The organism is Streptomyces sp. NPDC039465 (assembly GCF_055639315.1).
Genome location: NZ_JBVKAP010000004.1, coordinates 533,263 through 559,841, shown reverse-complemented (window position 1 = coordinate 559,841; position 26,579 = coordinate 533,263). Strand labels below are relative to the sequence as shown.

At 69.9% G+C, this 26,579-nt stretch carries 23 protein-coding genes; 12 read left to right on the top strand and 11 right to left on the bottom strand.

The features are described 5' to 3' along the window. The first annotated feature begins 464 nt into the window (after positions 1–464). The gene (locus ACZ7LT_RS17085) at positions 465–1,301 is read left to right on the top strand and encodes an HAD family hydrolase (protein ID WP_471236838.1); all 837 of its coding nucleotides are present in this window, start codon (positions 465–467) and stop codon (positions 1,299–1,301) included. A 375-nt stretch (positions 1,302–1,676) separates the two neighbouring features. Here the strand turns inward: ACZ7LT_RS17085 and ACZ7LT_RS17080 are convergent, their stop codons facing one another. After that, on the bottom strand, positions 1,677–2,495 hold the full coding sequence (locus tag ACZ7LT_RS17080; protein ID WP_471236837.1) for a Fic family protein: 819 nt from the start codon (positions 2,493–2,495) through the stop codon (positions 1,677–1,679). 101 nt (positions 2,496–2,596) lie between these two features. On the opposite strand from ACZ7LT_RS17080, the gene ACZ7LT_RS17075 reads away from it, so the two are divergent. Next, positions 2,597–3,583 carry an ATP-binding protein gene (locus ACZ7LT_RS17075; protein ID WP_471236836.1) on the top strand — a complete coding sequence of 329 codons (987 nt, stop codon included), beginning with the start codon at positions 2,597–2,599 and terminating at the stop codon, positions 3,581–3,583. Positions 3,584–3,609: 26 nt separating this feature from the next. On the opposite strand, the gene ACZ7LT_RS17070 is transcribed toward ACZ7LT_RS17075, so the two are convergent. Beyond that, positions 3,610–4,890, bottom strand: coding sequence for a polysaccharide deacetylase family protein (locus tag ACZ7LT_RS17070; protein WP_471236835.1), 1,281 nt, complete (start codon positions 4,888–4,890; stop codon positions 3,610–3,612). 252 nt (positions 4,891–5,142) lie between these two features. On the opposite strand from ACZ7LT_RS17070, the gene ACZ7LT_RS17065 reads away from it, so the two are divergent. From ACZ7LT_RS17065 to ACZ7LT_RS17040, 6 genes are all read left to right on the top strand, one after another. Continuing rightward, a complete protein-coding gene (locus ACZ7LT_RS17065; protein ID WP_471236834.1) occupies positions 5,143–7,485 on the top strand; it encodes a bifunctional SulP family inorganic anion transporter/carbonic anhydrase in 2,343 nt (780 codons plus the stop codon). 269 nt (positions 7,486–7,754) lie between these two features. Next, the gene (acs, locus tag ACZ7LT_RS17060) at positions 7,755–9,710 is read left to right on the top strand and encodes an acetate--CoA ligase (protein WP_471236833.1); all 1,956 of its coding nucleotides are present in this window, start codon (positions 7,755–7,757) and stop codon (positions 9,708–9,710) included. A gap of 263 nt (positions 9,711–9,973) precedes the next feature. Continuing rightward, entirely contained in the window at positions 9,974–11,371 is a 1,398-nt protein-coding gene (gene nhaA / locus ACZ7LT_RS17055; protein ID WP_471236832.1) for a Na+/H+ antiporter NhaA, read from the top strand. A gap of 37 nt (positions 11,372–11,408) precedes the next feature. Beyond that, a complete protein-coding gene (locus ACZ7LT_RS17050; RefSeq protein ID WP_471236831.1) occupies positions 11,409–11,870 on the top strand; it encodes a phage holin family protein in 462 nt (153 codons plus the stop codon). After that, positions 11,867–12,808, top strand: a complete 942-nt coding sequence (locus ACZ7LT_RS17045) for an alpha/beta fold hydrolase (RefSeq protein WP_471236830.1) — start codon at positions 11,867–11,869, stop codon at positions 12,806–12,808. The genes ACZ7LT_RS17050 and ACZ7LT_RS17045 overlap by 4 nt, the downstream gene beginning before the upstream one ends. A 115-nt stretch (positions 12,809–12,923) precedes the next feature. Beyond that, positions 12,924–13,112 (top strand): hypothetical protein, encoded by a 189-nt coding sequence (locus ACZ7LT_RS17040; RefSeq protein WP_471236829.1) that lies wholly within the window; start codon positions 12,924–12,926, stop codon positions 13,110–13,112. Between the two features lie 149 nt (positions 13,113–13,261). Here ACZ7LT_RS17040 and ACZ7LT_RS17035 read toward each other — a convergent pair whose 3' ends face one another. From ACZ7LT_RS17035 to nth, 3 genes are all read right to left on the bottom strand, one after another. Beyond that, entirely contained in the window at positions 13,262–14,461 is a 1,200-nt protein-coding gene (locus ACZ7LT_RS17035; RefSeq protein WP_471236828.1) for a MarP family serine protease, read from the bottom strand. A gap of 46 nt (positions 14,462–14,507) precedes the next feature. Continuing rightward, positions 14,508–15,227 (bottom strand): NUDIX hydrolase, encoded by a 720-nt coding sequence (locus tag ACZ7LT_RS17030; RefSeq protein WP_471236827.1) that lies wholly within the window; start codon positions 15,225–15,227, stop codon positions 14,508–14,510. A gap of 87 nt (positions 15,228–15,314) precedes the next feature. Further along, positions 15,315–16,259 carry an endonuclease III gene (nth, locus tag ACZ7LT_RS17025; protein ID WP_471236990.1) on the bottom strand — a complete coding sequence of 315 codons (945 nt, stop codon included), beginning with the start codon at positions 16,257–16,259 and terminating at the stop codon, positions 15,315–15,317. 396 nt (positions 16,260–16,655) lie between these two features. Here nth and ACZ7LT_RS17020 point away from each other — a divergent pair, with 396 nt between their 5' ends. Continuing rightward, complete coding sequence (locus ACZ7LT_RS17020; protein WP_019888274.1) at positions 16,656–17,330, top strand: Crp/Fnr family transcriptional regulator; 675 nt, start codon at positions 16,656–16,658, stop codon at positions 17,328–17,330. A gap of 100 nt (positions 17,331–17,430) precedes the next feature. On the opposite strand, the gene ACZ7LT_RS17015 is transcribed toward ACZ7LT_RS17020, so the two are convergent. From ACZ7LT_RS17015 to ACZ7LT_RS16995, 5 genes are all read right to left on the bottom strand, one after another. Continuing rightward, positions 17,431–18,315 carry a prohibitin family protein gene (locus ACZ7LT_RS17015; protein WP_471236826.1) on the bottom strand — a complete coding sequence of 295 codons (885 nt, stop codon included), beginning with the start codon at positions 18,313–18,315 and terminating at the stop codon, positions 17,431–17,433. A 122-nt stretch (positions 18,316–18,437) separates the two neighbouring features. Beyond that, complete coding sequence (locus tag ACZ7LT_RS17010) at positions 18,438–19,283, bottom strand: MBL fold metallo-hydrolase (protein WP_471236825.1); 846 nt, start codon at positions 19,281–19,283, stop codon at positions 18,438–18,440. 79 nt (positions 19,284–19,362) lie between these two features. Beyond that, the gene (locus ACZ7LT_RS17005; RefSeq protein WP_471236824.1) at positions 19,363–20,229 is read right to left on the bottom strand and encodes an NUDIX hydrolase; all 867 of its coding nucleotides are present in this window, start codon (positions 20,227–20,229) and stop codon (positions 19,363–19,365) included. A 179-nt stretch (positions 20,230–20,408) separates the two neighbouring features. After that, complete coding sequence (locus ACZ7LT_RS17000; protein WP_471236823.1) at positions 20,409–20,876, bottom strand: RidA family protein; 468 nt, start codon at positions 20,874–20,876, stop codon at positions 20,409–20,411. After that, positions 20,876–21,034: a DUF4177 domain-containing protein gene (locus ACZ7LT_RS16995; protein WP_019888269.1), complete on the bottom strand. Its 159-nt coding sequence runs from the start codon at positions 21,032–21,034 to the stop codon at positions 20,876–20,878. Before ACZ7LT_RS16995 ends, ACZ7LT_RS17000 begins: the two co-directional genes overlap by 1 nt. A gap of 72 nt (positions 21,035–21,106) precedes the next feature. Here ACZ7LT_RS16995 and bagA point away from each other — a divergent pair, with 72 nt between their 5' ends. Next, the gene (gene bagA, locus ACZ7LT_RS16990) at positions 21,107–22,069 is read left to right on the top strand and encodes an ATPase BagA (protein WP_471236822.1); all 963 of its coding nucleotides are present in this window, start codon (positions 21,107–21,109) and stop codon (positions 22,067–22,069) included. 86 nt (positions 22,070–22,155) lie between these two features. Continuing rightward, entirely contained in the window at positions 22,156–23,544 is a 1,389-nt protein-coding gene (gene bagB / locus ACZ7LT_RS16985; RefSeq protein ID WP_471236989.1) for an ATPase BagB, read from the top strand. Between the two features lie 33 nt (positions 23,545–23,577). Here bagB and ACZ7LT_RS16980 read toward each other — a convergent pair whose 3' ends face one another. Continuing rightward, a complete protein-coding gene (locus ACZ7LT_RS16980; protein ID WP_471236988.1) occupies positions 23,578–23,922 on the bottom strand; it encodes a WhiB family transcriptional regulator in 345 nt (114 codons plus the stop codon). Positions 23,923–24,329: 407 nt separating this feature from the next. Here ACZ7LT_RS16980 and ACZ7LT_RS16975 point away from each other — a divergent pair, with 407 nt between their 5' ends. Next, the gene (locus ACZ7LT_RS16975; protein ID WP_471236821.1) at positions 24,330–26,570 is read left to right on the top strand and encodes a transglycosylase domain-containing protein; all 2,241 of its coding nucleotides are present in this window, start codon (positions 24,330–24,332) and stop codon (positions 26,568–26,570) included. Positions 26,571–26,579 lie beyond the last annotated feature (9 nt).

Genomic DNA, 26,579 nt, shown 5'->3' with positions numbered 1-26,579 from the left:
GCGGGCGATCTCGACGCCGTCGGTCCACGCCGTGAGATCGGTGATTCCCGCGGGCCGCGAACTTCGCGGCGGGAATCACCGTGCAGCGATCCGGAAAATCGTGTGGATCTTGCTCCAAAACTGTGGACAACTCGCCAGTTGTGAATAACTTCATCGCCCATACCGGTGACTTCCGGAGAGCAGCGCAGCCGCTACTCTGAGTGACGAATCAAGTCCGCCGAAGGAGGAAGACGATGCGGTCATCAGAGGGGTGTTTCGAGCCGACGCGAGCGGCGAAAACGCGTCCGGACATGCGACGACCCCCGCCGGGGGGGAGAGCGGGGGTCGTCTCTCCGGCCGACTCGGGGGGGGAGGAGCCGGACCGGGTTAGCACGGTCGCGAACGATCCGTGACTTCCATGGTGTACCCGAGAGCCCTCTCAGGCAAACCCACACGCCCCAGCGTACGCCGAATGGCGGGCACCTATGCTCGGGCTCGTGGAAAACCACTCGTTGCCGCGCACAGCCGCCTTCTTTGACCTGGACAAGACGGTCATTGCGAAGTCGTCGACGCTGACCTTCAGCAAGTCCTTCTACCAAGGCGGGCTGATCAACCGCCGCGCTGTCCTGCGGACGGCCTACATCCAGTTCGTCTTCCTCGTGGGCGGTGCCGACCACGATCAGATGGAGCGTATGAGGGAGTACCTCTCCGCGCTCTGCAAAGGCTGGAACGTGCAGCAGGTCAAGGAGCTCGTCGCCGAGACCCTGCACGACCTCATCGACCCGATCATCTACGACGAGGCGGCATCCCTCATCGAGGAGCACCACGCCGCCGGCCGCGACGTCGTGATCGTCTCCACCTCGGGCGCCGAGGTCGTCGAGCCTGTCGGCGAGATGCTGGGCGCCGACCGGGTGGTCGCCACCCGGATGGTGGTCGGCGAGGACGGCTGCTTCACCGGCGAGGTGGAGTACTACGCCTACGGCCCGACGAAGGCGGCGGCGGTCCGTGAGCTGGCCGAGTCGGAGGGCTACGACCTGGCCCGCTGCTACGCGTACAGCGACTCGGCCACGGACATCCCGATGCTCGAGGCCGTCGGCCATCCGTACGCGGTCAATCCGGACCGGGCCCTGCGCCGGGAGGCGACCGCCCGCGACTGGCCGATTCTCGTCTTCAACCGACCCGTCCGGCTCAAGCAGCGCCTGCCCGCCTTCAAGATGCCGCCGCGCCCGGCGCTGGTCGCCGCGGCGGCCGTGGGAGCGGCGGCCGCGACCGCGGGGCTGGTCTGGTACGCCAACCGCCGACGGCATGCCGCTGCCAGCTGATCAGCCCGCCGCCCGCTCCGTCCGTTCCGTCCGCATGTGAACCGAAAAGCAAAGAGGTGTGAGCCAGGGGTTCCACTTACCCCGTGACAGGAGTAGAAAGGAATTAGGCCCGCGAGACCTAGGACATCCGAGAGGATTACCTGTTGAGCAAGAAGGCCCCACGGACCGAGCATGGAAGCTGAGCACCCACGCGACGTCGACCCGTCGATTACGGGCCAGCCGCACCAGGCGACGAGCTAAGTCTCCGCCTGATGGGCACACATCGAGGACGCATGGTAACTGGGCGGACATGCCAGCGGCGGTACCAGACCTTGGTGCCGCCGCAACCCTGTTCAGGAGCCGTTCAGGGCGTCCCCGACATCGCCTTCGGGGCCGTCAGGCGGCGCCGCGCTGCAGCGCCTCGCAGACCGCTGTCGACTCCCTGACCCCCAGCTCCACCGAGCGCCCGCAGTGCGCGATCCAGGCCGCCATGCCCTCGGGCGTCCCTGACCTGTACCCCTCGAAGGCCGCGACATAGGCGGCGCGCCCCTGCTCGGCGTGACCGACCTCGGCCGGGCAGATTGACTTCGGGTCGAGACCGCTGCCGACCAGCACGATCCGCTCGGCAGCCCGCGCGACCAGGCCGTTACAGGACGTGAACGGCCGCAGCGCGAGCAGTTCGCCATGCACCACGGCGGCGGTCACCAGAGCCGGAGCGGATCCGCCCGCGATGATCAGTTCGGCCAGGCCGTCGAGGCGGCCGGCGACCTCGGCCGCGTCCGGCAGCGGGGCCTCGATCAGCGGCTCGTCGACCGGCTCACCGTCCTGCCGCGGGCGCCCGGTCGTCTCGTCCGGTGCCCCGGCCGCGACCAGATGCAGCCGGGCGAGCACCCGCAGCGGCGACTGCCGCCAGATCGAGAGCAGCTGGCCGGCCTCCGCGCCGAGCCGGAGCGCGGCGCCGACGATGCGCGCCTCGGGGTCGCCGCCGAAGTCGGTGCGTCGGCGCACCTCCTCCAGGGCCCAGTCGGCACCGGCGAGGGCCGCCGAGCCGCGCGCGCCGCGCAGGGCCGCCTCCGAGGTGATCTCGTTGCTGCGGCGCCGCATGACGCGGTGCCCGTAGACCCGGTCGACAGCCTTGCGTACGGAGTCCACCGAGTCGGCGACGCCCGGCAGGGAGCCGAGGGCGGCCAGGGGGTCAGAGGCGTGCGTACTCATAAGTAGGGAGGCTACGCGCCTTGGACCGGCGCCCCACCTTGGAGTGGTCTTCTTCACGCACTTGACCACACCCGGCGATCATCCCACTACGGTAGGTGAACATGAAGATCGCTTTCGTAGGGAAGGGCGGCAGCGGGAAGACCACGCTGTCCTCGCTCTTCATCCGTCACCTCGCAGCCAATGAAGCCCATGTCATCGCGGTGGACGCCGACATCAACCAGCATCTGGGCGTGGCCCTCGGCCTCGACGAGTCGCAGGCCGCCGCGCTGCCCGCGATGGGCGCGCATCTGCCGCTGATCAAGGAGTATTTGCGAGGGGCCAATCCACGGATCGCGTCCGCGGAGACGATGATCAAGACGACGCCGCCCGGGGAGGGCTCGCGGCTGTTGCGCGTAGTCGAGGACAACCCGGTGTACGAGGCGTGCGCCCGCTCCGTGCCGCTCGACGAGGGCGTGGTGAGGCTGATGGCGACCGGGCCGTTCACCGAGTCGGATCTCGGGGTCGCCTGCTACCACTCGAAGGTCGGAGCGGTGGAGCTCTGTCTGAACCACCTGGTCGACGGGCCGGACGAGTATGTCGTCGTCGACATGACGGCCGGATCCGACTCGTTCGCCTCCGGATTGTTCACGCGCTTCGACATGACGTTCCTGGTGGCGGAGCCGACCCGCAAGGGAGTGTCGGTCTACCGCCAGTACATGGAGTACGCGCGGGACTTCGGGGTCGCCCTCAAGGTGGTCGGCAACAAGGTGCAGGGCCCGGACGACGTGGATTTCCTGCGTGACGAGGTCGGGGACGACCTGCTGGTGACGGTGGGCCACTCGGACTGGGTGCGGGCGATGGAGAAGGGCCGGCCGCAGCGGTTCGATCGGCTGGAGATGGAGAACCGGCTGGCGCTGCGGAGCCTCCAGCGCGCGGCGGAGGGGTCGTACGAGCACCGCGACTGGGAGCGCTACACGCGCCAGATGGTCCATTTCCACCTGAAGAACGCGGAGAGCTGGGGGAACGCGAAGACGGGGGCCGACCTGGCCGCCCAGGTCGACCCATCCTTCACGCTCGGCGAGAGCCTCGGTTCGCCGCAGCCGGTCTAGTCTCGACCGTCTGGCTCTCGCCCGGTCTAGCTCTCGGCCGGCTTGGCGGCGGGGGCGGGGGCGGCCGGGGACGCCACCGCGGGCTGGGCGGCCATGAAGGTCTCCCAGCCTCCGGCGGGCGCCTGGCCGACCTTGAGGGTGCGCAGCTTGGCGACGACCGCGGGGTCCTGGGCGTCCAGCCAGTCGGCGAGTTGCCGGAAGGACACGCAGTGCACGTCCTTCTTGACGCAGACCTTCGCGATCGTCTCCTCGATGGCGCGCATGTACGTGCCGCCGTTCCAGGACTCGAAGTGGTTGCCGATGATCAGCGGCGCGCGGTTGCCGCGGTACGAGCGCTCGAAGGCCTGCACGAGCCCGTCGCGCATCTGGTTGCCCCAGTACTGATGCTTGGCGGGATCGCCGTGCATCTTCCCCGACTGGTTCACGGCGAAGTTGTAGTCCATGGAGAGCGTCTCGAAGCCGCGGCCCGGGAAGGGCACGAGCTGGAGCGACAGGTCCCACAGGCCGCGTTCCTTCTCGGGCCAGATCTGACTGTTGATGCCGCTCGTGTCGTAGCGGAAGCCCAGTTGGCTCGCGGCGCGGACGAAGTTGTCGCGGCCCTCCAGGCAGGGGGTGCGGGCCCCGACGAGCTCCTTGTCGTAGTCGAAGGGGAGCGGTTCCTCGCCGGTCAGCCCGGCATTGGTCTTCCAGTTCTTCACGAAGGACTTGGCCTGGGCGACCTCGCTCTTCCAGTCCTCCACGGACCAGTTGCCGACACCGGCCTCCTTGCCGCAGAAGTGGCCGTTGAAGTGGGTGCCGATTTCGTTGCCCTCCTGCCAGGCGGCGCGTAGTTCGCGGACCGTGGCGCGGATCCCCTTGGTGTCGTTGAAGCCGATCTCGGAGCTGCCGGGGGCGTGCTGGGGCGGGCGATAGAGCTTCGACTTCTCCTCCGGCAGCAGATAGACGCCGCTGAGGAAGTACGTCATCTTCGCGTTGTATTTCCTGCCGACCTCGCGGAAGTGGGAGAAGAGCTTCTGGCTGTCCTCGCCGGCGCCGTCCCAGGAGAACACCACGAACTGCGGCGGCTTCTGGCCCGGTTTCATCTTCTGCCAGACCGGCTGGTGGGGCTGGGCCCCGGTGAAGGCGGTGGATCCGTCGCCGATGAGGCGGACCGCGCTCTTCGGGGCGGCGACAGCCCCCTTCTTGGCACCCGGGGCGCCCTCCTTGGCGCCTTCCTCGGGCTTGCCGAAGGCCGAGCATCCGGCGAGCCCCGCGACCAGCGCCACGGCGACGGCACCCAGGGCGATCCTCTTCGTGGCGGCTGGCATCCGCCCACCTCTTCCCGTTCATAGGACAAATCAGTGCGAGCGGCGTCAAACTCGCACCGCGACAGGAGGGGTGAGGCCGCGACAAGCGGAGACAAAAGCATTAATCACTGGATCGGGTGAAGTAATGCACCATTTGCCCCGAAAATCATGCCGGAGTCTTTACTCTGCATTACGATCCATTTACCGAGAGTTGAGAAACGCCGAGCCGTGATGCGCCGGCTCGGTATCCCGCCGCCCGGAGGAGACGGGAACATGACCTGCGTCCCCACCCGCACCAATCGCCTCTCACGAATCACCCGCACTGCCCCCCGATCCCGGTTCCAGCGGCCCAACAGTCCGCCGCCCGCCGGGAGAGGCCGGTTCCGCATCGCCGGCGCCGATCTGTCCGCCTCCATCGCCGTCTTCCTGATCGCGCTGCCGCTGTCCCTCGGCATCGCACTCGCCACCGGAGCCCCGCTTCAGGCCGGGCTCGTGGCCGCCGCGGTCGGCGGGATCGTCGTCGGGCGGCTCGGTGGAGCTCCGTTGCAGGTCAGCGGCCCCGCCGCCGGCCTCACCGTGGTCACGGCCGAGCTCATCCACACGTACGGCTGGCGCACCACCTGCGCGATCACCGTCCTCGCCGGCCTCACCCAGCTCGCCCTGGCCGCCCTGCGGGTGGCCCGCTCCGCGCTCGCCGTGTCACCGGCGATCGTGCACGGCATGCTGGCCGGCATCGGCGTCACCATCGCCCTCGCCCAGCTCCACATCGTCCTCGGCGGCACGCCACAGAGCTCCGCCATCGCCAACGTCCAGGGACTGCCGGCCCAGTTGGCAGACCTCCACCCGGTGGCCCTGTCGATCAGCGGCATCACCGTCGTGGTGCTGCTGGTCTGGCCACGGATCCCGGGGCGCACGGGCAAGGCCGTACGGAAGGTCCCGGCCGCACTCGCCGCCGTGGCCGCCGCGACGACCGTGGCCGCGGTCGCGGGGCTGAGCCTGCCGCGCGTCGACCTGCCCTCCTGGCGCAGCCACGCCCTGCCGAGCATGCCGGAAGGACCGGCCCTCGGCCTGGTCGCCGCCGTCCTCACCGTCACCCTGGTCGCCAGCGTCGAATCACTGCTCTCCGCGGTCGCCGTGGACAAGCTCGTGGCCGCCCGGAAGACTCCGGACGTACGGATCCCCCGCGCCCGGCTCGACCGCGAACTGGCCGGACAGGGCTGCGCCAACGCCGTCTCCGGAGCGCTCGGCGGGCTGCCCGTCACGGGCGTCGCCGTCCGCAGCTCCGCGAACGTGGCGGCCGGCGCGGTCAGTCGCAACTCCACGACGCTGCACGGCCTGTGGGTGGTCCTCGCCGCGCTGGTGCTCGTGCCGGTCCTGGACCTCATTCCGCTGGCCGCGCTCGCCGCCCTGGTGATGGTCGTCGGCATCCAGATGGTCAACATCACGCATATGCGCAGCGTCCGGCGGAACCGCGAAATGCTGGTGTACGTGGTGACGATGGCCGCGGTCGTCCTGACCGGCGTGCTCGAAGGGGTCGCGGTGGGGATCGCGGTCGCCGTCGGGGTCGCCCTGCACCGGCTGTCCAAGACCAGGATCACGGACGAGGAGACCGAGGGCGGTCATCGGGTGCGGGTGCGCGGGCAGTTGACGTTCCTCGCCGTGCCCCGCCTGAGCCGGGTCCTCAGCCATGTGCCGCACGGCACCCACTGCACCGTGGAGCTCGACGGCTCCTTCATGGACCACGCGGCGCACGAGGCGCTGCACGACTGGCAGACCTCCCATGTCGCGCACGGCGGCACGGTGGAGTTCACCGGCCGGTCCGGAAGACGGATCGCCGAGCCCGCGTCCGAGTCACACACCTGCTGCCGCCCCTGGACCCCCTGGCGCAACCACCACTGCGGAGAGCACCCGGCCGAACCGCTCCCGGCGAACGGACACCAACTGGCCAGCGGTCTGAGCTCGTTCCAGCGCAACACGGCGCCCATGGTGCGCGACGAGCTCGCGCGGCTGGCCCGCGAAGGACAGCGGCCCTCGCAGCTCTTCCTGACCTGCTCCGATTCCCGGCTGGTCACCAGCATGATCACGTCCAGTGGGCCGGGCGACCTGTTCACCGTACGGAACGTGGGCAATCTGGTCCCCCTGCCGGGCGAGGAGAGCGCGGACGACTCGGTCGCGGCGGCGATCGAGTACGCGATCGAGGTGCTGCGGGTCGACTCGATCACCGTCTGCGGGCACTCCGGCTGCGGGGCGATGCAGGCCCTGCTCAACAGCGGTCCGGACACCCCCCAGACCCCGCTGCGGCGCTGGCTGCGCCATGGGCTGCCCAGCCTGCGGCGGATGGGGAGCCCCCAGCACCCCTGGGCCAGGATCTCCGGGCGACTGCCGGCCGACGCGGTGGAGCAGCTCTGTCTGACCAATGTGGTCCAGCAGTTGGAGCATCTGCGGGCGCATGAGTCCGTGGCACGCCGGCTGGCCGAGGGGACGCTCCAGCTGCACGGGATGTACTTCCACGTCGGCGAGGCACAGGCATATCTGCTGGCCGACACGGGAGCGGACGACCGGGTGGAGGACCGGTTCGACCGGGTCACCCCGACCGTCCAGAAGGCGAGCGCCTGAACCGCACCAAGGCGGCCCGTGCCTGAACCGTCACGGCATCCCGCACCTGAGCCGTCACGGCACCCCCTGCCTGAACCGTCACGGCGTCCCGTCCGTGAGACCGTGTGGCCCCTTCTCCCCGCCGCCCGGGGAGAAGGGGCCACTCACGCCCCGACGGCCACATAGGTCTAAACCAATTCCCGGGAGGCCCTTGTGCACCCGGGCATCTGGCTGATGAGCTTGGCCTGGGACACATAGGCACATAGGACGCCCTGGGAAAGGGAGATGTCGTGAGCAACGAAAGCCTGGCCAACCTCTTGAAGGAAGAGCGGCGGTTCGCCCCGCCGGCCGAGCTGGCAGCGAACGCCAATGTCACTGCGGAGGCGTACGAGCAGGCCGCGGCGGACAGGCTTGGCTTCTGGGCCGAGCAGGCCAAGCGGCTCACCTGGGCCACCGAGCCGACCGAGACCCTCGACTGGTCGAACCCGCCGTTCGCCAAGTGGTTCGCCGACGGCGAGCTCAACGTCGCCTACAACTGCGTCGACCGCCATGTGGAGGCCGGCCACGGCGACCGGGTCGCCATCCACTTCGAGGGCGAGCCCGGCGACAGCCGCGCCATCACCTACGCCGAGCTCAAGGACGAGGTGTCCAGGGCGGCCAACGCCCTGACCGAGCTGGGGGTCCGCAAGGGCGACCGGGTCGCCGTCTATCTGCCGATGATCCCCGAGGCCGCCGTCGCGATGCTCGCCTGCGCCCGGATCGGCGCCGCGCACTCGGTCGTCTTCGGCGGCTTCTCCGCCGACGCCGTGGCCTCACGTATCCAGGACGCCGACGCCAAGCTGGTCATCACGGCCGACGGCGGCTACCGCCGGGGCAAGCCGTCCGCGCTCAAGCCCGCCATCGACGACGCCGTCGCCCGCTGTCCGCAAGTGGAGCATGTGCTGGTCGTCCGCCGTACGGGCCAGGACACCGCCTTCACCGAGGGCCGGGATGTGTGGTGGGACGACATCGTCGCCCGCCAGTCCACCGAGCACACCCCGGAGCCGTTCAACGCCGAGCACCCGCTCTTCATCCTCTACACGTCCGGCACGACGGGTAAGCCGAAGGGCATCCTGCACACCTCCGGCGGCTACCTCACCCAGGCGGCATACACGCACCGCGCGGTCTTCGACCTCAAGCCGGAGACGGACGTGTACTGGTGCACCGCCGACATCGGCTGGGTGACCGGGCACTCGTACATCGTCTACGGGCCGCTGGCCAACGGCGCGACCCAGGTCATGTACGAGGGCACGCCGGACACCCCGCACCAGGGCCGGTTCTGGGAGATCGTGCAGAAGTACGGCGTCACGATCCTCTACACGGCGCCGACCGCGATCCGTACGTTCATGAAGTGGGGCGACGACATCCCCGCCAAGTTCGACCTGTCGAGCCTGCGCATCCTCGGTTCGGTGGGCGAGCCGATCAACCCCGAGGCCTGGATCTGGTACCGGGAGCACATCGGCGCCGGCAAGACCCCGATCGTGGACACGTGGTGGCAGACCGAGACCGGCGCGATGATGATCTCGCCGCTGCCGGGCGTCACCGAGACCAAGCCGGGCTCCGCACAGCGGCCGCTGCCGGGCATCTCGGCGACCGTCGTCGACGACGAGGCCAACGAGGTGCCCAACGGTGGCGGCGGCTACCTGGTCCTGACCGAGCCGTGGCCGTCGATGCTGCGCACCATCTGGGGCGACGACCAGCGGTTCATCGACACGTACTGGTCGCGCTTCGAGGGCAGGTACTTCGCCGGTGACGGCGCGAAGAAGGACGAGGACGGCGACATCTGGCTGCTCGGCCGGGTCGACGACGTCATGCTGGTGTCGGGCCATAACATCTCCACCACCGAGGTCGAGTCGGCGCTGGTCTCGCACCCGTCGGTCGCCGAGGCGGCCGTCGTCGGCGCGGCGGACGAGACCACCGGCCAGGCCATCGTCGCCTTCGTGATCCTGCGCGGCACGGCCAGCGAGGACGATGGTCTCGTCGCGGACCTGCGCAACCACGTGGGCACCACGCTCGGCCCGATCGCCAAGCCCAAGCGGATCCTGCCGGTGGCGGAGCTGCCGAAGACGCGGTCCGGGAAGATCATGCGCCGGCTGCTGCGGGATGTCGCGGAGAACAGGGAGCTGGGCGACGTCACGACGCTGACGGACTCGTCGGTGATGGACCTGATCCAGACGAAGCTGCCGAGCGCGGGCTCCGAGGACTGACGGGACCGACCGGCACCGCGCCAAAGCGACGACGCCCGCTCCGGGGACTCCTCGGGGCGGGCGCCTTCGCGTGATGACGGGAGGCCCCTGGGGTACGAATGCATACAACCCGGTACACCTTGGGTGATGATCATCGGGCACATCCGCGCACCTTTAGGTAACGTAAGAATCGCGTCAGTGACGCGACAAGAATGACCAAGGTGCGCCGGGAAGTCTGGTCGGCATGTGCTCAGCCCTGCCCAACCGACCGGAGGTCTCTCACCGTGGCCGCGCCCACCCCCACCACCCGTAAAGTCCTCGGCCGTCTGCCTCTGCCCGAGCGACGGTTCGTCGCCGACGCCCTGCGCGCCGAGACCGTCGGGGGTGTGCTCCTGCTCGTGGCCGCCATCGCCGCCCTCATCTGGGCCAACACGCCCATCAGCGGCAGCTACGAATCGGTCCGCGACTTCCACATAGGCCCCGCCTCGCTCGGCCTCGACCTGTCGATACAGCACTGGGCGGCCGACGGCCTGCTCGCCGTCTTCTTCTTCGTCGCCGGTATCGAGCTCAAGCGGGAACTGGTCGCCGGCGAGCTGCGCAACCCCAAGGCCGCCGCCCTTCCGGTCATCGCCGCGATCTGCGGCATGGCCGTGCCCGCGCTCGTCTACACACTCGTCAACGTCGTCGGCGGCGGCTCCCTGAACGGCTGGGCGGTCCCGACCGCCACCGACATCGCGTTCGCGCTCGCCGTCCTCGCCGTCATCGGCACCTCACTGCCGTCCGCGCTGCGCGCGTTCCTGCTCACCCTCGCCGTCGTCGACGACCTCTTCGCGATCCTGATCATCGCGGTCTTCTTCACCAGCGACCTGAACTTCGCCGCGCTCGGCGGCGCCGTCGCCGCCCTCGCCGTCTTCTGGCTGCTGCTGCGCAAGGGCGTACGGGGCTGGTACATCTACGTCCCGCTCGCCCTGGTCATCTGGGGCCTCATGTACAACTCCGGTGTGCACGCCACCATCGCCGGTGTCGCCATGGGTCTGATGCTCCGCTGCACCCGACACGCCGACGAGGAGCACTCCCCCGGCGAGCACATCGAGCACCTGATGCGGCCCCTGTCGGCCGGGCTCGCCGTCCCCCTCTTCGCCCTCTTCTCCGCCGGCGTGTCGTTCTCCGGCAAGGCCGTCGGCGATGTCTTCACCCAGCCGGTGACGCTGGGGGTGGTCCTCGGGCTGGTGGTCGGCAAGGCGGTCGGCATCTTCGGCGGCACCTGGCTGGCGGCCCGGTTCACCCGGGCGGAGCTGAACGAGGACCTCGCCTGGCCGGACGTCTTCGCCGTCGCCTCGCTCGCCGGAATCGGCTTCACCGTCTCGCTGCTCATCGGCGAACTCGCCTTCGCCGGCGACGCCGGCCTGACCGACGCGGTCAAGGCCGCCGTCCTGATGGGCTCGCTGATCGCGGCCGTCTTCTCCGGCGTACTGCTGAAACTGCGGGTCAGGAAGTACGCGGCGCTGCTGGCCGACGAGGAGCGCGACGACGACCAGGACGGCATCCCGGACATGTACGAGCTGGACAACCCGGACTACCACCGGCGGATGGCGGAGATCTACGAGAAGAAGGCCGCGGAGCACCGAAGCCAGGCCGAACTGGCGGGGGCACCGCGCGACGACGCCGACAGTCCGGCATGATCTGAGGTCGGACCGTAGAAGAGAAGAGGGAGCAGCGATGAGCGACCCCGGCAAGAGCGTAGAGCTCGGCACCGAGCGCAGTCTCGGCCAGCTGGTCGCCTCGGCGACCGCCGAGATGTCCGCACTGGTGCACGATGAAATCGCGCTGGCCAAGGCCGAACTGCGGCAGGACGTCAAGCGCGCCGGAATCGGTGGCGCGGCCATCAGCATCGCGGGCGTGTTCGCGCTCTTCTCGCTGCCGGTGCTGAGCTTCGCGGCCGCGTACGGCATCCACAACCTGGGGCTCGGGCTCGCCTGGTCGTTCCTGATCGTGGGCGGCGCGTTCCTGGTGCTCGCGGGGCTGCTGTCGCTGCTCGCCGTGGCCAAGTTCAAGAAGGTCAAGCCGCCGGAGAAGTCGATCGCCTCGGCCAAGCAGACGGCTGCCGTACTGGGAACCGTCAAGCCGCATCCGCGCCCGGTCACGGACACCTCCGCCGCTGTGGCACGCTCGTCTGCATGACGGCCCCAGCAAGCAGCAACGGAAACGGCACCGGCAGCCCCGTACGGATCGATGGTCCCTGGACACATCGGGACGTGGCGGCGAATGGTGCGCGCTTCCACATCGCCGAGATGGGCGACGGGCCGCTGGTGTTGCTGCTCCATGGCTTCCCGCAGTTCTGGTGGACGTGGCGCCATCAGCTGCCGGCGCTCGCCGACGCCGGGTTCCGAGCCGTGGCCATGGATCTACGGGGTGTGGGCGGCAGCGACCGTACGCCCCGAGGTTACGACCCGGCCAACCTCGCGCTCGACATCACCGGCGTGATCCGCTCGCTCGGCGAGCCGGACGCGGCGCTGGTCGGACACGACCTCGGCGGCTATCTGGCATGGACGGCGGCGGTGATGCGGCCCAAGCTGGTGCGCCGTCTCGCCGTCTCCTCGATGCCGCATCCCCGGCGCTGGCGTTCGGCGATGCTCTCCGACTTCGCGCAGACCCGGGCCGGTTCGTACGTCTGGGGCTTCCAGCGGCCGTGGCTGCCGGAGCGTCAGCTGGTCGCGGACGACGCGGCGCTGGTCGGGAAGCTCATCCAGGACTGGTCGGGGCCGGTGCCGCCGGAGGAGGACGCCCTTGAGGTGTACCGCCGGGCGATGACCATCCCGTCGACCGCGCACTGCTCGATCGAGCCGTACCGCTGGATGGTGCGCTCGCTGGCCCGGCCGGACGGCATCCAGTTCAACCGGCGCATGAAGCGGCCGGTGCGGGTGCCGACGCTGCATCTGCACGGCTCGCTGGACTCGGCCATGCGGACCCGTAGCGCCGCGGGATCGGGCGAATACGTGGAGGCACCGTACCGCTGGCGGCTCTTCGACGGCCTGGGGCATTTCCCCCATGAGGAAGACCCGGTCGCTTTCTCCTCGGAGCTCATCAACTGGCTCAAGGATCCTGAACCGGACCGCTGAGCACAGTGAACCCCTCTGAACGCCTGTCCTACGAACAGCCAAATGCCCGGCGCATAGGCCAATTGGCCGCCCCAGGGGCGGTTACCGACCTTGGGGCCCGGGCAGACGTCGAGGTATGGGTTGGACGCACGACTACGGTGACGTGGCACGCAACCGACGCTCGGCCGCTGGGCCGACAGGCTCGGAGAGGGGTGGCCCCCAGGAGCGGGGCCACGCGCATCCCGGCCAGGGCGTCGGGATTTCAAGGATTCTGCGGCGCCGTGCGCGCTGGGTCTCGGCGCGGCTGCGGCACACCCGCGACTGAGAACGCGTCGCCGGGCGAGCCGGGCGACGACATCCCGCGCCCCTGCGGCCCCTGACCAACACCTCCCGTGGTTGAGCGGGTCTGCCTTTCGCCTGCCCGCTGCCATCGGGTCTATGCGGCCAAGTGGCCATGTGGCCCTCCCTGGGGGGCTACAGAGCGCAGCCCTGGCTGTCGACCTGCTGGTTCGCCGAGCGGCCGCGGGTGATGTCCTCGCGGATCTCGTCGACCGTCAGCGCGTAACCGGTGTTCTGGTCGTCCAGGGAGCGCGCGAAGATGACGCCGTAGACCTTGCCCTCCGGGGTGAGCAGCGGGCCTCCGGAGTTACCCTGACGGACCGTCGCGAACAGTGAGTACACATCGCGGCGGACCTCGCCGCGGTGGTAGATGTCGGGTCCGTTGGCGTTGATCCGGCCGCGGACGCGGGCGGAGCGCACGTCGTATCCGCCGTTCTCCGGGAAGCCGGCGACGATCGCGCCGTCGCCGCTGCGGGCGTCCCCTTCGGTGAAGTCGAGCGCGGGCGCGTCCAGGTCGGGAACGTCCAGGACGGCGATGTCACGACGCCAGTCGTAGAGGACGACCTTGGCGTCGTACAGCTTGCCCTCACCGCCTATCTGGACGGTGGGCTCGTCGACACCGCCCACGACATGGGCGTTGGTCATGACCCGGCGGTCGGCGAAGACGAATCCGGTGCCTTCGAGGACCTTGCCACAGCTCGGGGCCGTACCGACGACCTTCACGATGGAGCGCTGGGCGCGCGCCGCGACCGGGCTGTTCGCCAAGGCGGGGTCGGGGGCGCGGACCTCCGTGATGGGCTCGTTGGCGAACGGGCTGAAGACCTGCGGGAAGCCGTTCTGCGCGAGGACCGAGGAGAAGTCGGTGAACCAGGTCGAGGCCTGAGAGGGCATCACCTGGGAGACCCCGAGCAGCACCTTGGAGTTGCGGACTTCCTTGCCGAGGGTGGGCAGGGACGTTCCCGCTAGGGCGGAGCCGATGAGCCAGGCCACCAGCAGCATCGCCACCACGTTGACCAGGGCGCCGCCCGTGGCGTCCAGGGCCCGGGCCGGGGTCCAGGTGATGTGGCGGCGCAGGCGGTTGCCGAGGTGGGTGGTGAAGGCCTGGCCGACGGAGGCGCAGACGATCACGATCACCACGGCGACGACGGCCCAGGTCGTCGAGACCTCGGAGTCGCCGGTGAGCTGGTCCCAGATGACCGGGAGCAGATAGACGGCGACGAGTCCGCCGCCCAGGAAGCCGATCACCGACAGGATGCCGACGACGAAGCCCTGGCGATAACCGACGATCGCGAACCACACGGCGGCGACCAGCAACAGGATGTCCAGCACGTTCACCGTCAATAGCCTCGCAGATTCGTCTTCGGTCGCCTGGGTCAGCCTGTCATGAGCGCCAGTCGAGCGGGACCTGCCTGGACCGGTCCCACGGCCTCTCCCAGCCCGCGAAGTGAAGGATCCTGTCGATCACTCCGGCCGTAAAACCCCAGACCAGAGCCGATGAGACCAGGAATGCGGGGCCTTGGTGCCCACTCGGATGCACCGTGGTGGCGCGATTGGCCGGATCCGTGAGATCCGCCACGGGGACCGTGAAGACCCGCGCGGTCTCGCCGGGGTCGACGACGCCGACGGGCGTCGGCCGGCGCCACCAGCCGAGGACGGGCGTGACGACGAACTTGCTCACCGGGATGTACAGCCGCGGCAGCACGCCGAAGATCTGGACACCGGACGGGTCGAGTCCGGTCTCCTCCTCGGCCTCGCGCAGCGCGGCCCGCACCAGCCCGCCGCTCTCCGGATCACCGTCCTCGGGGTCGAGCGCGCCGCCGGGGAAGGAGGGCTGCCCGGCGTGGGAGCGGAGGCTGCCCGAACGCTCCATCAGGAGCAGCTCGGGGCCGCGCTCGCCCTCGCCGAAGAGGATCAGGACGGCGGACTGCCGGCCGCTGCCGCTCTCGGGCGGCAGGAACCGGCTCAGCTGCTCGGGCGCGACGGTCCTGGCGGCCCGCTCGACCGGCTCCAGCCAGTCGGGCAGGCCCGCACTCGTCACGGCGATCTCGCCGTCGGTCCGGCGGTCGATCCCGCCGTCGTATGTCTCACCCGCGCGCGTCATGAGCACCCCCGTCGTCTCCAACGCCCGGGAGGGCCACGATCGTTCCAGCTCCGGGGCGCGTCACCACCCGGCGGGTGGTGGGGCGGATCATGAGGCGTCCAGCGGCGGCGCGGGCCGGCCGGGGTAGTCGGCGGGCGGGTTGAGGCGCTGCCCCGGGAAGCCGCCCATCTCGTACTTGAGGAGCTTCTTGGCCTTCTCGGGATCCGTCTCGCCCTCGCCGTACGCGGGGCACAGATGTGTGATCGGGCAGGCGCCGCACGCGGGTTTGCGGGCGTGGCAGATGCGGCGGCCGTGGAAGATCACCCGGTGGGAGAGCATCGTCCACTCGCTCTTGGGGAAGATCCCGGCGATCTCCGCCTCGATCTTCACCGGGTCGTCCTGCTCGGTCAGCTTCCAGCGGCGGACGAGCCGCATGAAGTGGGTGTCGACGGTGATGCCCGGCACGCCGAAGGCGTTGCCGAGGACGACGAACGCCGTCTTACGGCCCACGCCCGGCAGTGTGACGAGGTCGTCGAGGCGGCCGGGGACCTCCCCGCCGAAGTTGTCCCGCAGGGCCACGGAGAGGCCGATGATCGACTTGGTCTTGGCCCGGAAGAACCCGGTCGGGCGGATGAGCTCCTCGACCTTCTCCGGGTCGGCGGCGGCCAGGTCCTCGGCGGTGGGGTAGGCGGCGAAGAGCGCGGGGGTGGTCTGGTTCACCCGCAGGTCGGTGGTCTGCGCCGAGAGGACCGTGGCGATGAGCAGCTCGAAGGGGTTCCGGAAGTCCAGTTCCGGATGGGCGTACGAATAGACCTCGGCGAGCTCGCGATTGATACGGCGGGCCCGGCGGACCATGGCCAGCCTGCTCTCGGGCTTGGCGGGCGTGGCGGGCTTGGCCGAGGCGGCGGGCGTGGCCGAGGCGGCGGCCTTCGTGGGCCTCGCGCGCGTGGCGGGCTTCGCGGCCTTCGCGCGCGTGGCGGGCTTCGCCGACGCCGCAGGCTCGGCGGGCTCGGCGGCTTCCGTCGGCCTCGCCGCCGCGGTCTCCTCCGGCATCGCCTTTGTCGACTTCTTCGGCTTCACCGTCCGGTTGTTGCTCTCTGCCATGCCCGAAGGCTACGCCGGACGGCTGGGGCGCGAGTCGATGTTCACGTGACCTCCAGGCCTTCGGTCGACATCCGGACCCCACCATTCCGTTTCACGCACTTTGCCCCATTCCTCCCACCCGCCCGGAGCGTGTTCGCCCACAGCGGAATTCCTTGGCGCCCCTCACCCACCCGGCCCTCTGCGACGGCGCTCCGACCGGCGAGTTGGGCGATTCGACCCCTGACGCACGACGAGGCAGGCCAGTACGTCAGACTTGTAGGGGATCCTTGTGATCGATCGCACTGTTTTACGGTGCGGCATCATGGGGACCACGGTCCCCTGAGCAGGTCGACAAGGAGAGAACTCGTGGACGACGTTCTGCGGCGCGCCCCGCTCTTCGCGGCGCTCGATGACGAGCAGGCCGCGGAGCTGCGCGCCTCGATGAGTGAAGCGACGCTCGCCCGTGGCGACGCGCTCTTCCACGAGGGCGACCCCGGGGACCGGCTGTACGTGGTCACCGAGGGCAAGGTGAAGCTCCACCGCACCTCCCCCGACGGCCGCGAGAACATGCTCGCCGTCCTCGGCCCCGGTGAGCTGATCGGCGAGCTGTCGCTGTTCGACCCGGGCCCGCGTACGGCCACGGCCACCGCGCTGACCGAGGTCAAGCTGCTCGGCCTGGGCCACGGCGACCTCCAGCCCTGGCTGAACGCCCGCCCCGAGGTGGCCACCGCCCTGCTGCGCGCCGTCGCGCGCCGGCTGCGCCGTACCAACGACCAGATGTCCGACCTGGTCTTCTCCGACGTGCCGGGCCGTGTCGCCCGTGCGCTCCTCGACCTGTCGCGCCGCTTCGGCGTGCAGTCGGAGGAGGGCATCCACGTCGTCCACGACCTGACCCAGGAAGAGCTGGCCCAGCTGGTCGGCGCCTCCCGCGAGACGGTCAACAAGGCTCTCGCCGACTTCGCCCAGCGCGGCTGGCTGCGCCTGGAGGCGCGTGCGGTGATCCTCCTGGACGTGGAGCGCCTGGCGAAGCGTTCGCGCTGACCTGAGGACGTTCGAGTACGCCTGAGTACATACGAGAGGGCCGCCCCGGAATCGACCGGGGCGGCCCTCTCGCGTACGGGAACGACCTCTGCGGGCGGCGCTACTTCTTCGTACCGTCCACGATCAGCGGGGTGCCGCTGCCGCCGCCACACGGCACCGCGTACACCGGGTTGCGGGCCGAGGCGTCCTTGAAGGCGTCGATGCACTGGTTGAGCAGGATCTTGTCGGTGAGCGAGTCGTTGAGGATCTTGTTGGCCCGGGCGATGCCCTCGGCTTCGATCTTGCGCCGGTCGGACTCGGCCTTCGCCGTACGGGCCGCCTCGGTGGCCCGCTCGGTGGCCTGCTGCTGCTGGATCTTCCGGTCGATCTGCGTCTGCAGGGCGTCCGAGGGCTTCACATTGCGCAGGTTGACCGTGGTGACGTCGATGCCGCGCGGCTTCAGCCGCTCCTTGATCAGCGTGCCGATCTCGGTGTTGATCTTCTCGCGGGCCGAGGCGTAGCCCTCCTCGCTCGTGTGACGGGCGAAGACATTGCGGATGATCTCGCGGCTGTCGGGGAAGACCAGGCGCTGCTGGATGGCGCCCTCGCTGCCGGCCAGCTTGTAGAGCTCGACCGCCTTCGACGGGGTCACCGCCCACTTCACGGTCACCTCCGCGTACATCACGCCGCCCTGCGAGGAGCGCACCTCGACGACGTCCTTGTCGGAGAGGTTGAGGTCCACCGGGCGCGTGGAGAAGGTGGTGATCGTGGTGAAGGGCGAGGTCAGGTGCATGCCGGAGGTCATGGGCGAGCCGACCTTGCCGAACGCGACCGGAACGCCGACCTCGTACGCGCTGATGACGGTCAGGGTGGAGCCGAGCCCGGCGAAGACGGCGGCGATGAGGGCACCGAGCGCGCCGAGCTTCAGGCCACGCCGGTCGCCGGTGCGAGCGACGACGTACAGCACCACCGCGGCGACGATGAGCACGATGGACAGGACAAACACGTGGATTTCCCCCCAGGAACGGCAGCCAGAAGTAAGCGGAGCGTAAAGCATCGGCCAGCGCCGCATGAGGGGAGGGTCCCCAGCGCCCTCCTACGGGCTGAAGGGCTGACGGGCTAGCGGCCCTATCGGCCGCCGCCGGGAATCAGGCCGTGCTCCTGCAGGTACTCCAGCTGCGCCCGGACCGACAGTTCCGCCGCCGGCCACAGCGAGCGGTCCACATCGGCGTACACATGGGCCACGACCTCCGACGGCGTCACATGGCCGTTCTCGACGGCCGTCTCCACCTGGGCCAGCCGGTGGGCCCGGTGGGCCAGGTAGAACTCGACCGCGCCCTGGGCGTCGTCCAGGACCGGCCCGTGGCCCGGCAGGACCGTGTGGACGCCGTCGTCGACCGTGAGCGAGCGCAGTCGGCGCAGTGAGTCCAGGTAGTCGCCGAGGCGCCCGTCCGGGTGCGCCACCATCGTCGTGCCCCGGCCCAGGATCGTGTCGCCCGTCAGGACCGCGCGGTCGGCGGGCAGATGGAAGCAGAGCGAATCCGAGGTGTGGCCGGGGGTCGGGACGACCCGCAGCTCCAGGCCACCCACAGTGATCACGTCACCGGCCGCCAGCCCCTCGTCCCCCAGCCGCAAGGCCGGGTCCAGCGCCCTGACATGAGTCCGAGTCAGCTCGGCGAATCGGCCGGCGCCCTCCGCGTGGTCCGGGTGGCCGTGCGTCAGCAGGGTCAGGGCGACCCGCTTGCCGAGGCGCTCAGTGGTCGCGATCACGTTCCGCAGGTGCGCTTCGTCCAGCGGTCCCGGGTCGACGACCACGGCCAGTTCGGAGTCGGGCTCGAAGACGATCCAGGTGTTGGTGCCGTCGAGCGTCATCGCGGACGGATTGGGCGCGAGGACGTTCACCGCGCGCGTGGTGGCGGGTCCGGAGATCACGCCTCCGCGCGGCTGTCCGGGCAGGGCGGCTGCGTCACTCATGCGAGGGCTCCTGTCCGACGGCGGAGGGCCGTGCTGCCGGTCGTGTGGGCCGTGCTGACCATTGTGGCGGCCCGCCGGTTCATGCCGTGCCTCCCGTCGGGATGTGCTTGGTGAACTCGTCGTGTCCCGGCCAGCTCAGGATCACCTCGTCGCCTTCGAGCCGCGCCTGGGCGAGGACGGGAGTCATGTCCTGTCCTCCGGCCGCGACGAGCGCGTCGGCGGCCGTCGCGTAGGGCGCCAGGGTCCGCAGGGTGGAGATCGTCGGCGGCATCATCAGCAGCTCGCCGCGGTCGTATCCGGCCGCGGCCTCCGCCGGCCGGATCCAGACCGTACGGTCGGCCTCCGTCGAGGCGTTCCGGGTCCGCTGCCCGGCCGGGAGCGCCGCCACGAAGAACCACGTGTCGTACCGCCTCGGCTCGAACTCCGGGGTGATCCAGCGCGCCCACGCGCCCAGCAGATCGGAGCGCAGGACGAGTCCCCGGCGGTCCAGGAAGTCGGCGAACGAGAGCTTCCGTTCGACCAGGGCCTCGCGGTCGGCCTCCCAGTCGGCGCCGGTGGTGTCGCTCACCACCGTGTCCGCGGTCTCCCCCGCGAGCAGCACCCCGGCCTCCTCGTACGTCTCGCGTACGGCCGCGCAGACGATGGCCTGCGCCTCGGCGGGGTCCGGTACGCCGAGCCGGGCCGCCCAGTCGGCGCGGGGCGGGCCCGCCCACCGCACGGGATGCTCGTCGCGCGGGTCGACACCGCCGCCCGGATAGGCGTACGCGCCCCCGGCGAAGGCCATGGAGGTCCGGCGGCGCAGCATGTGCACGGCGGGCCCGTCGGCGCCGTCCCGCAGCAGCATGACGGTCGCGGCCCGCTTGGGTGCGGCCGGGGTGAGTTCCCCGCCCGCGAGGGCGCGGATCCGGTCGGGCCATTCTGGTGGGTACCACTGACCATTGGGCATGGCCGGATGCTATGCGCATCCATCCGGATGTTCGAGGGGTCGTCACCGCGCGCGGTGGCCCGTACACGGCCGGCCACACCGTGCCGTACGGTCCGGACGCGGTACGGCCCCGCAGCCGCCGCTCTCGGGCGGGCGGCCACGGGGCCGTATCGACAGTGCGCCTAGAGATCCCGTATGGGTCAGTCCTGGAAGAGCTCCACCTGGATCTCGACCTCGACCGGCGCGTCCAGGGGCAGCACGGTGACGCCGACGGCGCTGCGCGCGTGCACGCCCTTGTCACCGAGCGCGGCACCCAGCAGCTCACTGGCGCCGTTGATGACACCGGGCTGGCCGGTGAAGTCCGCCGCCGAGGCGACGAAGCCGACGACCTTGACGACCCGCTTGATCCGGTCCAGGTCACCGGCGACCGACTTCACGGCGGCCAGGGCGTTCAGGGCGCAGATACGGGCGAGGTCCTTCGCCTCTTCCGCGGTGACCTCGCCACCGACCTTGCCGGTGACCGGCAGCTTGCCCGCGACCATCGGGAGCTGGCCCGAGGTGTAGACGTACACGCCGGACTCAACGGCGGGCTGGTACGCGGCGATCGGCGGCACGACCTCGGGCAGCGTCAGCCCGAGCTCGGTCAGCTTGTCCTCGACAGCGCCCATCAGCCCTTCTCCCGCTTCAGGTAGGCCACCAGCTGCTCGGGGTTGTTCGGCCCGGGGACGACCTGGACGAGCTCCCAGCCGTCCTCGCCCCAGGTGTCCAGAATCTGCTTCGTCGCGTGCACGAGAAGGGGCACGGTCGCGTATTCCCACTTGGTCATGGAGCCGACTGTATCCGCTGCCACAGGCAGCCTCCTGCTTAGGCCGCGGTGGCACTGGTTAGGCTCGAAGGCGTGAGCAGGCTCCAGGTCGTCAGCGGCAAGGGCGGTACCGGTAAGACGACGGTCGCCGCCGCCCTCGCGCTCGCCCTCGCGACCGAGGGCAAGCGGACTCTCCTCGTGGAGGTCGAAGGCAGGCAGGGCATCGCACAGCTCTTCGAAACGGAAGCGCTCCCGTACGAGGAGCGCAAGATCGCCGTCGCCCCGGGCGGCGGCGAGGTGTACGCGCTGGCGATCGACGCCGAGCGCGCGCTCCTCGACTACCTCCAGATGTTCTACAAGCTGGGCGGCGCCGGCCGGGCGCTGAAGAAACTCGGCGCGATCGACTTCGCGACCACCATCGCGCCCGGCGTCCGGGACGTCCTGCTGACCGGCAAGGCGTGCGAGGCAGTCCGCCGGCGGGAGAAGCAGGGCGGGTACACGTACGACTACGTCGTCATGGACGCGCCGCCGACCGGCCGCATCACCCGCTTCCTCAACGTGAACGACGAGGTGGCCGGTCTCGCGCGGATCGGCCCGATACACAATCAGGCGCAGGCCGTGATGCGGGTCCTCAAGTCCCCCGAGACCGCGGTCCATCTGGTGACGCTGCTGGAGGAGATGCCCGTCCAGGAGACCGCGGACGGCATCGCGGAGCTCCAGGAGGCGGAGCTGCCGGTCGGCAAGGTCATCGTGAACATGGTGCGGCCGCATCTGCTGGACGAGGCCGCGGTGGGGGCCGCCGACGGCGACCACCGCGACGACATCGCCAAGGCGCTCGCCGCGACGGGCGTTCCGGGTGCCACGGAGCTCGTGTCCCCGCTCCTGGAACAGGCCGCCGAGCACGCGCAGCGGGTGGAGCTGGAGCGGGAGCAGCGTGGCGTCCTGGAGAAGCTGAAGGTGCCGACGTACGAACTCCCCTATCTCGGCGAGGGCGCGGACATCGCCGGTCTGTACCGGCTGGCCAAGGAACTACGGAAGCTCGGGGTGGGCGCGTGACGGATACATCCGGGAGGGGCGGCGGCCGCGGCACGACGAGCGGCCCCGGCATGGAAACGGCCCCCGGAGGGGGCTCGGAATCCGCCATGGCGGCCGAGGACTCGACCGCGGGGGGCCGCGGGCTGGAGGCCTGCCCCGGGCTGGACGTCGACCTGCTGATCGACGACCCGGGCACCCGCATCATCGTCTGCTGCGGCGCCGGCGGCGTCGGCAAGACGACCACCGCGGCGGCCCTGGGCGTACGGGCGGCGGAGCGCGGCCGCAAGGTCGTGGTCCTCACGATCGACCCGGCGCGCCGGCTCGCCCAGTCGATGGGCATCGACTCGCTGGACAACACCCCGCGGCGGGTGACGGGTATCGACGGCGGTGGCGAACTGCACGCCATGATGCTCGACATGAAGCGCACGTTCGACGAGATCGTCGAGGCGCACGCGGACCCCGAGCGGGCCCGCGCGATCCTGGAGAACCCCTTCTACCAGTCCCTGTCGGCCGGTTTCGCGGGCACGCAGGAGTACATGGCGATGGAGAAGCTGGGGCAGCTGCGGGCCCGGGACGAGTGGGACCTGATCGTCGTCGACACCCCGCCGTCCCGCTCGGCCCTGGACTTCCTGGACGCTCCCAAGCGGCTCGGTTCGTTCTTGGACGGAAAGTTCATCAAGCTGCTGATGGCCCCCGCGAAGATGGGCGGCCGGGCCGGGATGAAGTTCCTGAATGTCGGCATGTCGATGATGACCGGGACGCTCGGCAAGCTGCTCGGCGGTCAGCTGCTGCGCGACGTACAGACGTTCGTGGCCGCGATGGACACGATGTTCGGGGGCTTCCGGACCCGCGCCGATGCCACGTACCGGCTGCTCCAGGCGCCGGGCACCGCGTTCCTGGTGGTGGCGGCGCCCGAGCGGGACGCGCTGCGCGAGGCGGCGTACTTCGTGGAGCGGCTGGCGGCGGAGGAGATGCCGCTGGCCGGTCTGGTCCTCAACCGCGTCCATGGGAGCGGCGCCGCCCGGCTGTCGGCCGAGCGGGCGCTCGCCGCCGCGGAAAATCTTGAGGAGAGCCGCATTGTGGATCAGGAGGCCGGGAAGACTGCTGGGCGTGGCTCCAGGGCGCCCTCTCCCGAGCCCGAGCCGCCCGCCACCGACTCAGCCCAGCTTCAGCCCGCCCACACGGACCCGCCGCAGTCCGGTCGTACAGACCCGCCCACAGGTTCGTCGGGCCGTTCGTCGGCACACCTGTCGGCACGTTCGTCGGTCGAGCCCACGGTCGAGGAGTTGACCGCGGGTCTGCTCCGGCTGCATGCCGAGCGGATGCAGGTGCTCGTGCGTGAACAGCGCACGCGCGATCGCTTCACCGCGCTCCACCCCGAGGTGGCGGTGGCCGAGGTGGCCGCCCTGCCCGGCGACGTACACGACCTCGCTGGGCTTCGGGCCATCGGTGATCGTCTCGCGACCGGTGGGTCGTTCCCGGCCGGAGCCGCCTAGCGTCGCGGAGGTGTCGAGGGGAGCGGGCGGGGGTCAGCCCACCGCCGCGAACGCCTCGTACGTCTCGTCGTCGTCCATGGCGACGGGCAGCAGGCCCGCGCCCCGCTCGTACTCCGTACGTGCGGTCTCCAGCAGTCGGCGCCACGAGGTGACGGTCGGTCGCCGGCGCAGCAGTGCGCGGCGCTCCCGCTCCGTCATGCCGCCCCACACGCCGAACTCGACGCGGTTGTCCAGCGCGTCGGCCAGGCATTCGGTCCGCACCGGGCATCCGGTGCACACCGCCTTGGCCCTGTTCTGCGCTGCTCCTTGTACGAACAGTTCATCCGGATCGGTAGTGCGGCAGGCTGCCTGCGCACTCCAGTCGGTTACCCAGCCCATCACGGCGCCGTCCTCTCCCGAATCGAGGCTCCCCCACGGCGGCAGCGGCATATTCACCGCTGCCAGTTGAGGACGTTACGGAAGGTGGGCACAGCGCAACACCCCCTTCGGGCCCAATCTTGAATGGCCCGAACGGACTATGCGTACGCGGCAGATCACCCAGGGGAGTGACCGATGGACATGCGCGACATTCCCGGCAAAACGGGATAGTTCAGTTGGGCCACAACGGGCGCGGGACGACACACGCGGCGCAATCGGACAGGACGTCACACGGCTCGGGTTCCGCGGGAAGTCACCACCGATGTCACGCCGGGCCTTGATGCGAATCCACACTGCTGTGACAGTTGGGAGCAGCTTAGGCCAAGGCATATACGCGTGTCCGGCGATTGAGAACGTAGGCTGCCCCCATGGCAAAGAAGCGCTCGGGCGGAGGCCTCACCGGGGCCCAGCAGGCCGCCAAGTTCCTCGGTGTCAGTGTGCTCTCCGGAGCGGTACTGGCGGGCATCGCGCTGCCCGCCGCCGGAGCCCTGGGACTTGGCGCCAAGGGAACGGTCGAGGGGTTCGACGAAATCCCCGCCAATCTGAAGCGGCCCCCGCTGAGTCAGCGCACCACGATCCTCGACTCGCAGGGCGGCCAGATCGCCACCGTCTACTCCCGGGACCGGACCGTCGTCCCGCTGGAGAAGATCTCCCCCTATATGCAGAAGGCGATCGTCGCGATCGAGGACTCGCGCTTCTACGAGCACGGGGCAATCGACCTCAAGGGCGTGCTGCGGGCCATCAACCGCAACGCCCAGGAGGGCGGCGTCGCCCAGGGCGCCTCCACGCTCACCCAGCAGTATGTGAAGAACGTCTTCGTCGAGGAGGCCGGCGACGACCCCGACAAGGTCGCCCAGGCCACCCAGCAGACGATCGGCCGTAAGGTCCGCGAGCTGAAGTACGCGATCCAGGTCGAGGAGGAGCTCGGGAAGAAGAAGATCCTCGAGAACTACCTCAACATCACCTTCTTCGGGCAGCAGGCCTACGGCATCGAGTCGGCCTCCAAGCGGTACTTCTCCAAGTCCGCCAAGGACCTGACCCTGGAGGAGGCCGCGCTCCTCGCCGGCATCGTCCAGTCGCCGAGCCGCTACGACCCCGTCAACGACGCCACCGAGGCGACCCAGCGCCGCAACGTCGTGCTGCAGCGGATGGCCGATGTGAAGGACATCAGCCAGGCCGAGGCCGACCGCGCGAAGGCCACGCCGATCAAGCTCCAGGTCAGCAAGCCCAAGAACGGCTGCATCACCGCCGTCGACGGCGCCGGCTTCTTCTGCGACTACGTGAAGCAGGTCTTCCTCTCCGACCCGGTCTTCGGCAAGACCCGCGAGGAGCGGGCCAAGGTCTGGAACCGCGGCGGTCTGAAGATCAAGACGACGCTCGACCCGCAGGCGCAGAAGTCCGCGCAGGAGTCCCTCAAGAACCACGTCTACCAGGACGACAAGGTCGCGGCGGCCATCACCATGGTCCAGCCCGGCACCGGCAAGATCCTGGCGATGGGCCAGTCCAGGCCGTACGGCTTCGGCGAGCACGAGACCACGATCAACTACTCGGTCAACAAGCGGATGGGCGGCTCGAACTTCGGCTTCCCGGTCGGTTCGACCTTCAAGCCGTTCGTGGCGGCGGCGGCCATAGAGCAGGGCAGGCCGCCGACGCAGTCGTACTCGGCGCCGTTCTCCATGCCGTACCCCCCCTCGATCCCGACCTGCGGGGGCAACCCCTGGGTCAACGACGGCGGGTACAAGCTGGAGAACGAGAACGAGGCCGAGGTCGGCCCGTACGCGCTCAAGGATGCGATGGCGAAGTCGGTCAACACCTACTTCGTGCAGATGATCGAGGACATCGGTCTCTGCCCGGTGGTCCAGATGACCGACAAGCTGGGCGTGGTCCAGGGCAACGGCACGAAGCTGCCGGTGTCGCCCTCGCCGCTCACGCTCGGCTCGACCGGTATCTCGCCGCTGACGATGGCGACGGCGTACGCGACGTTCGCCAACCGCGGCACGTACTGCACCCCGACCGCCATCGAGTCGATCAAGACGCCGGACGGCAAGCGGCTCGACGTCCCGCAGACGTCGTGCAGCAAGGCGATGAACGAGCGGACTGCCGACACCATCAACACGCTGCTGCGGGGTGTGGTCGACTCCGGTACGGGTCAGGAGGCCGGTCTCGGCGCCAGCCGCGACAGCGCGGGCAAGACGGGTACGACGGACGAACGGAAGAACGCCTGGTTCGTCGGCTACACCCCGAACCTGTCCGGTGCGGTGTGGGTCGGCAGCCCCAGCCAGCAGGTGTCGATGGAGCGCATCACCATCGGTGGCGTGTACCGCGCTCAGGTCTTCGGTGGTCAGGTCCCGGGCCCGATCTGGAGGGACGCGATGACCGGCGCGCTGAACGGGCAGCCCGCGCCGAGGTTCATCGACGTCGCCATCCCTGACGCGGTGAAGCCCGACCCGGACAAGCCGCGCGACGGCAAGGGCCGCGACCGGGACAACAAGCCGGGCGGCAACCGCCCGGGCAAGCCCGGCGGCGACGACGGCTGGCCCGGGATCACGTTCCCGCCGGACGTGATCGGCGGCGGGAACGGCCGGGGCCAGGGCAACAACAACGACTGACGCGCCTGG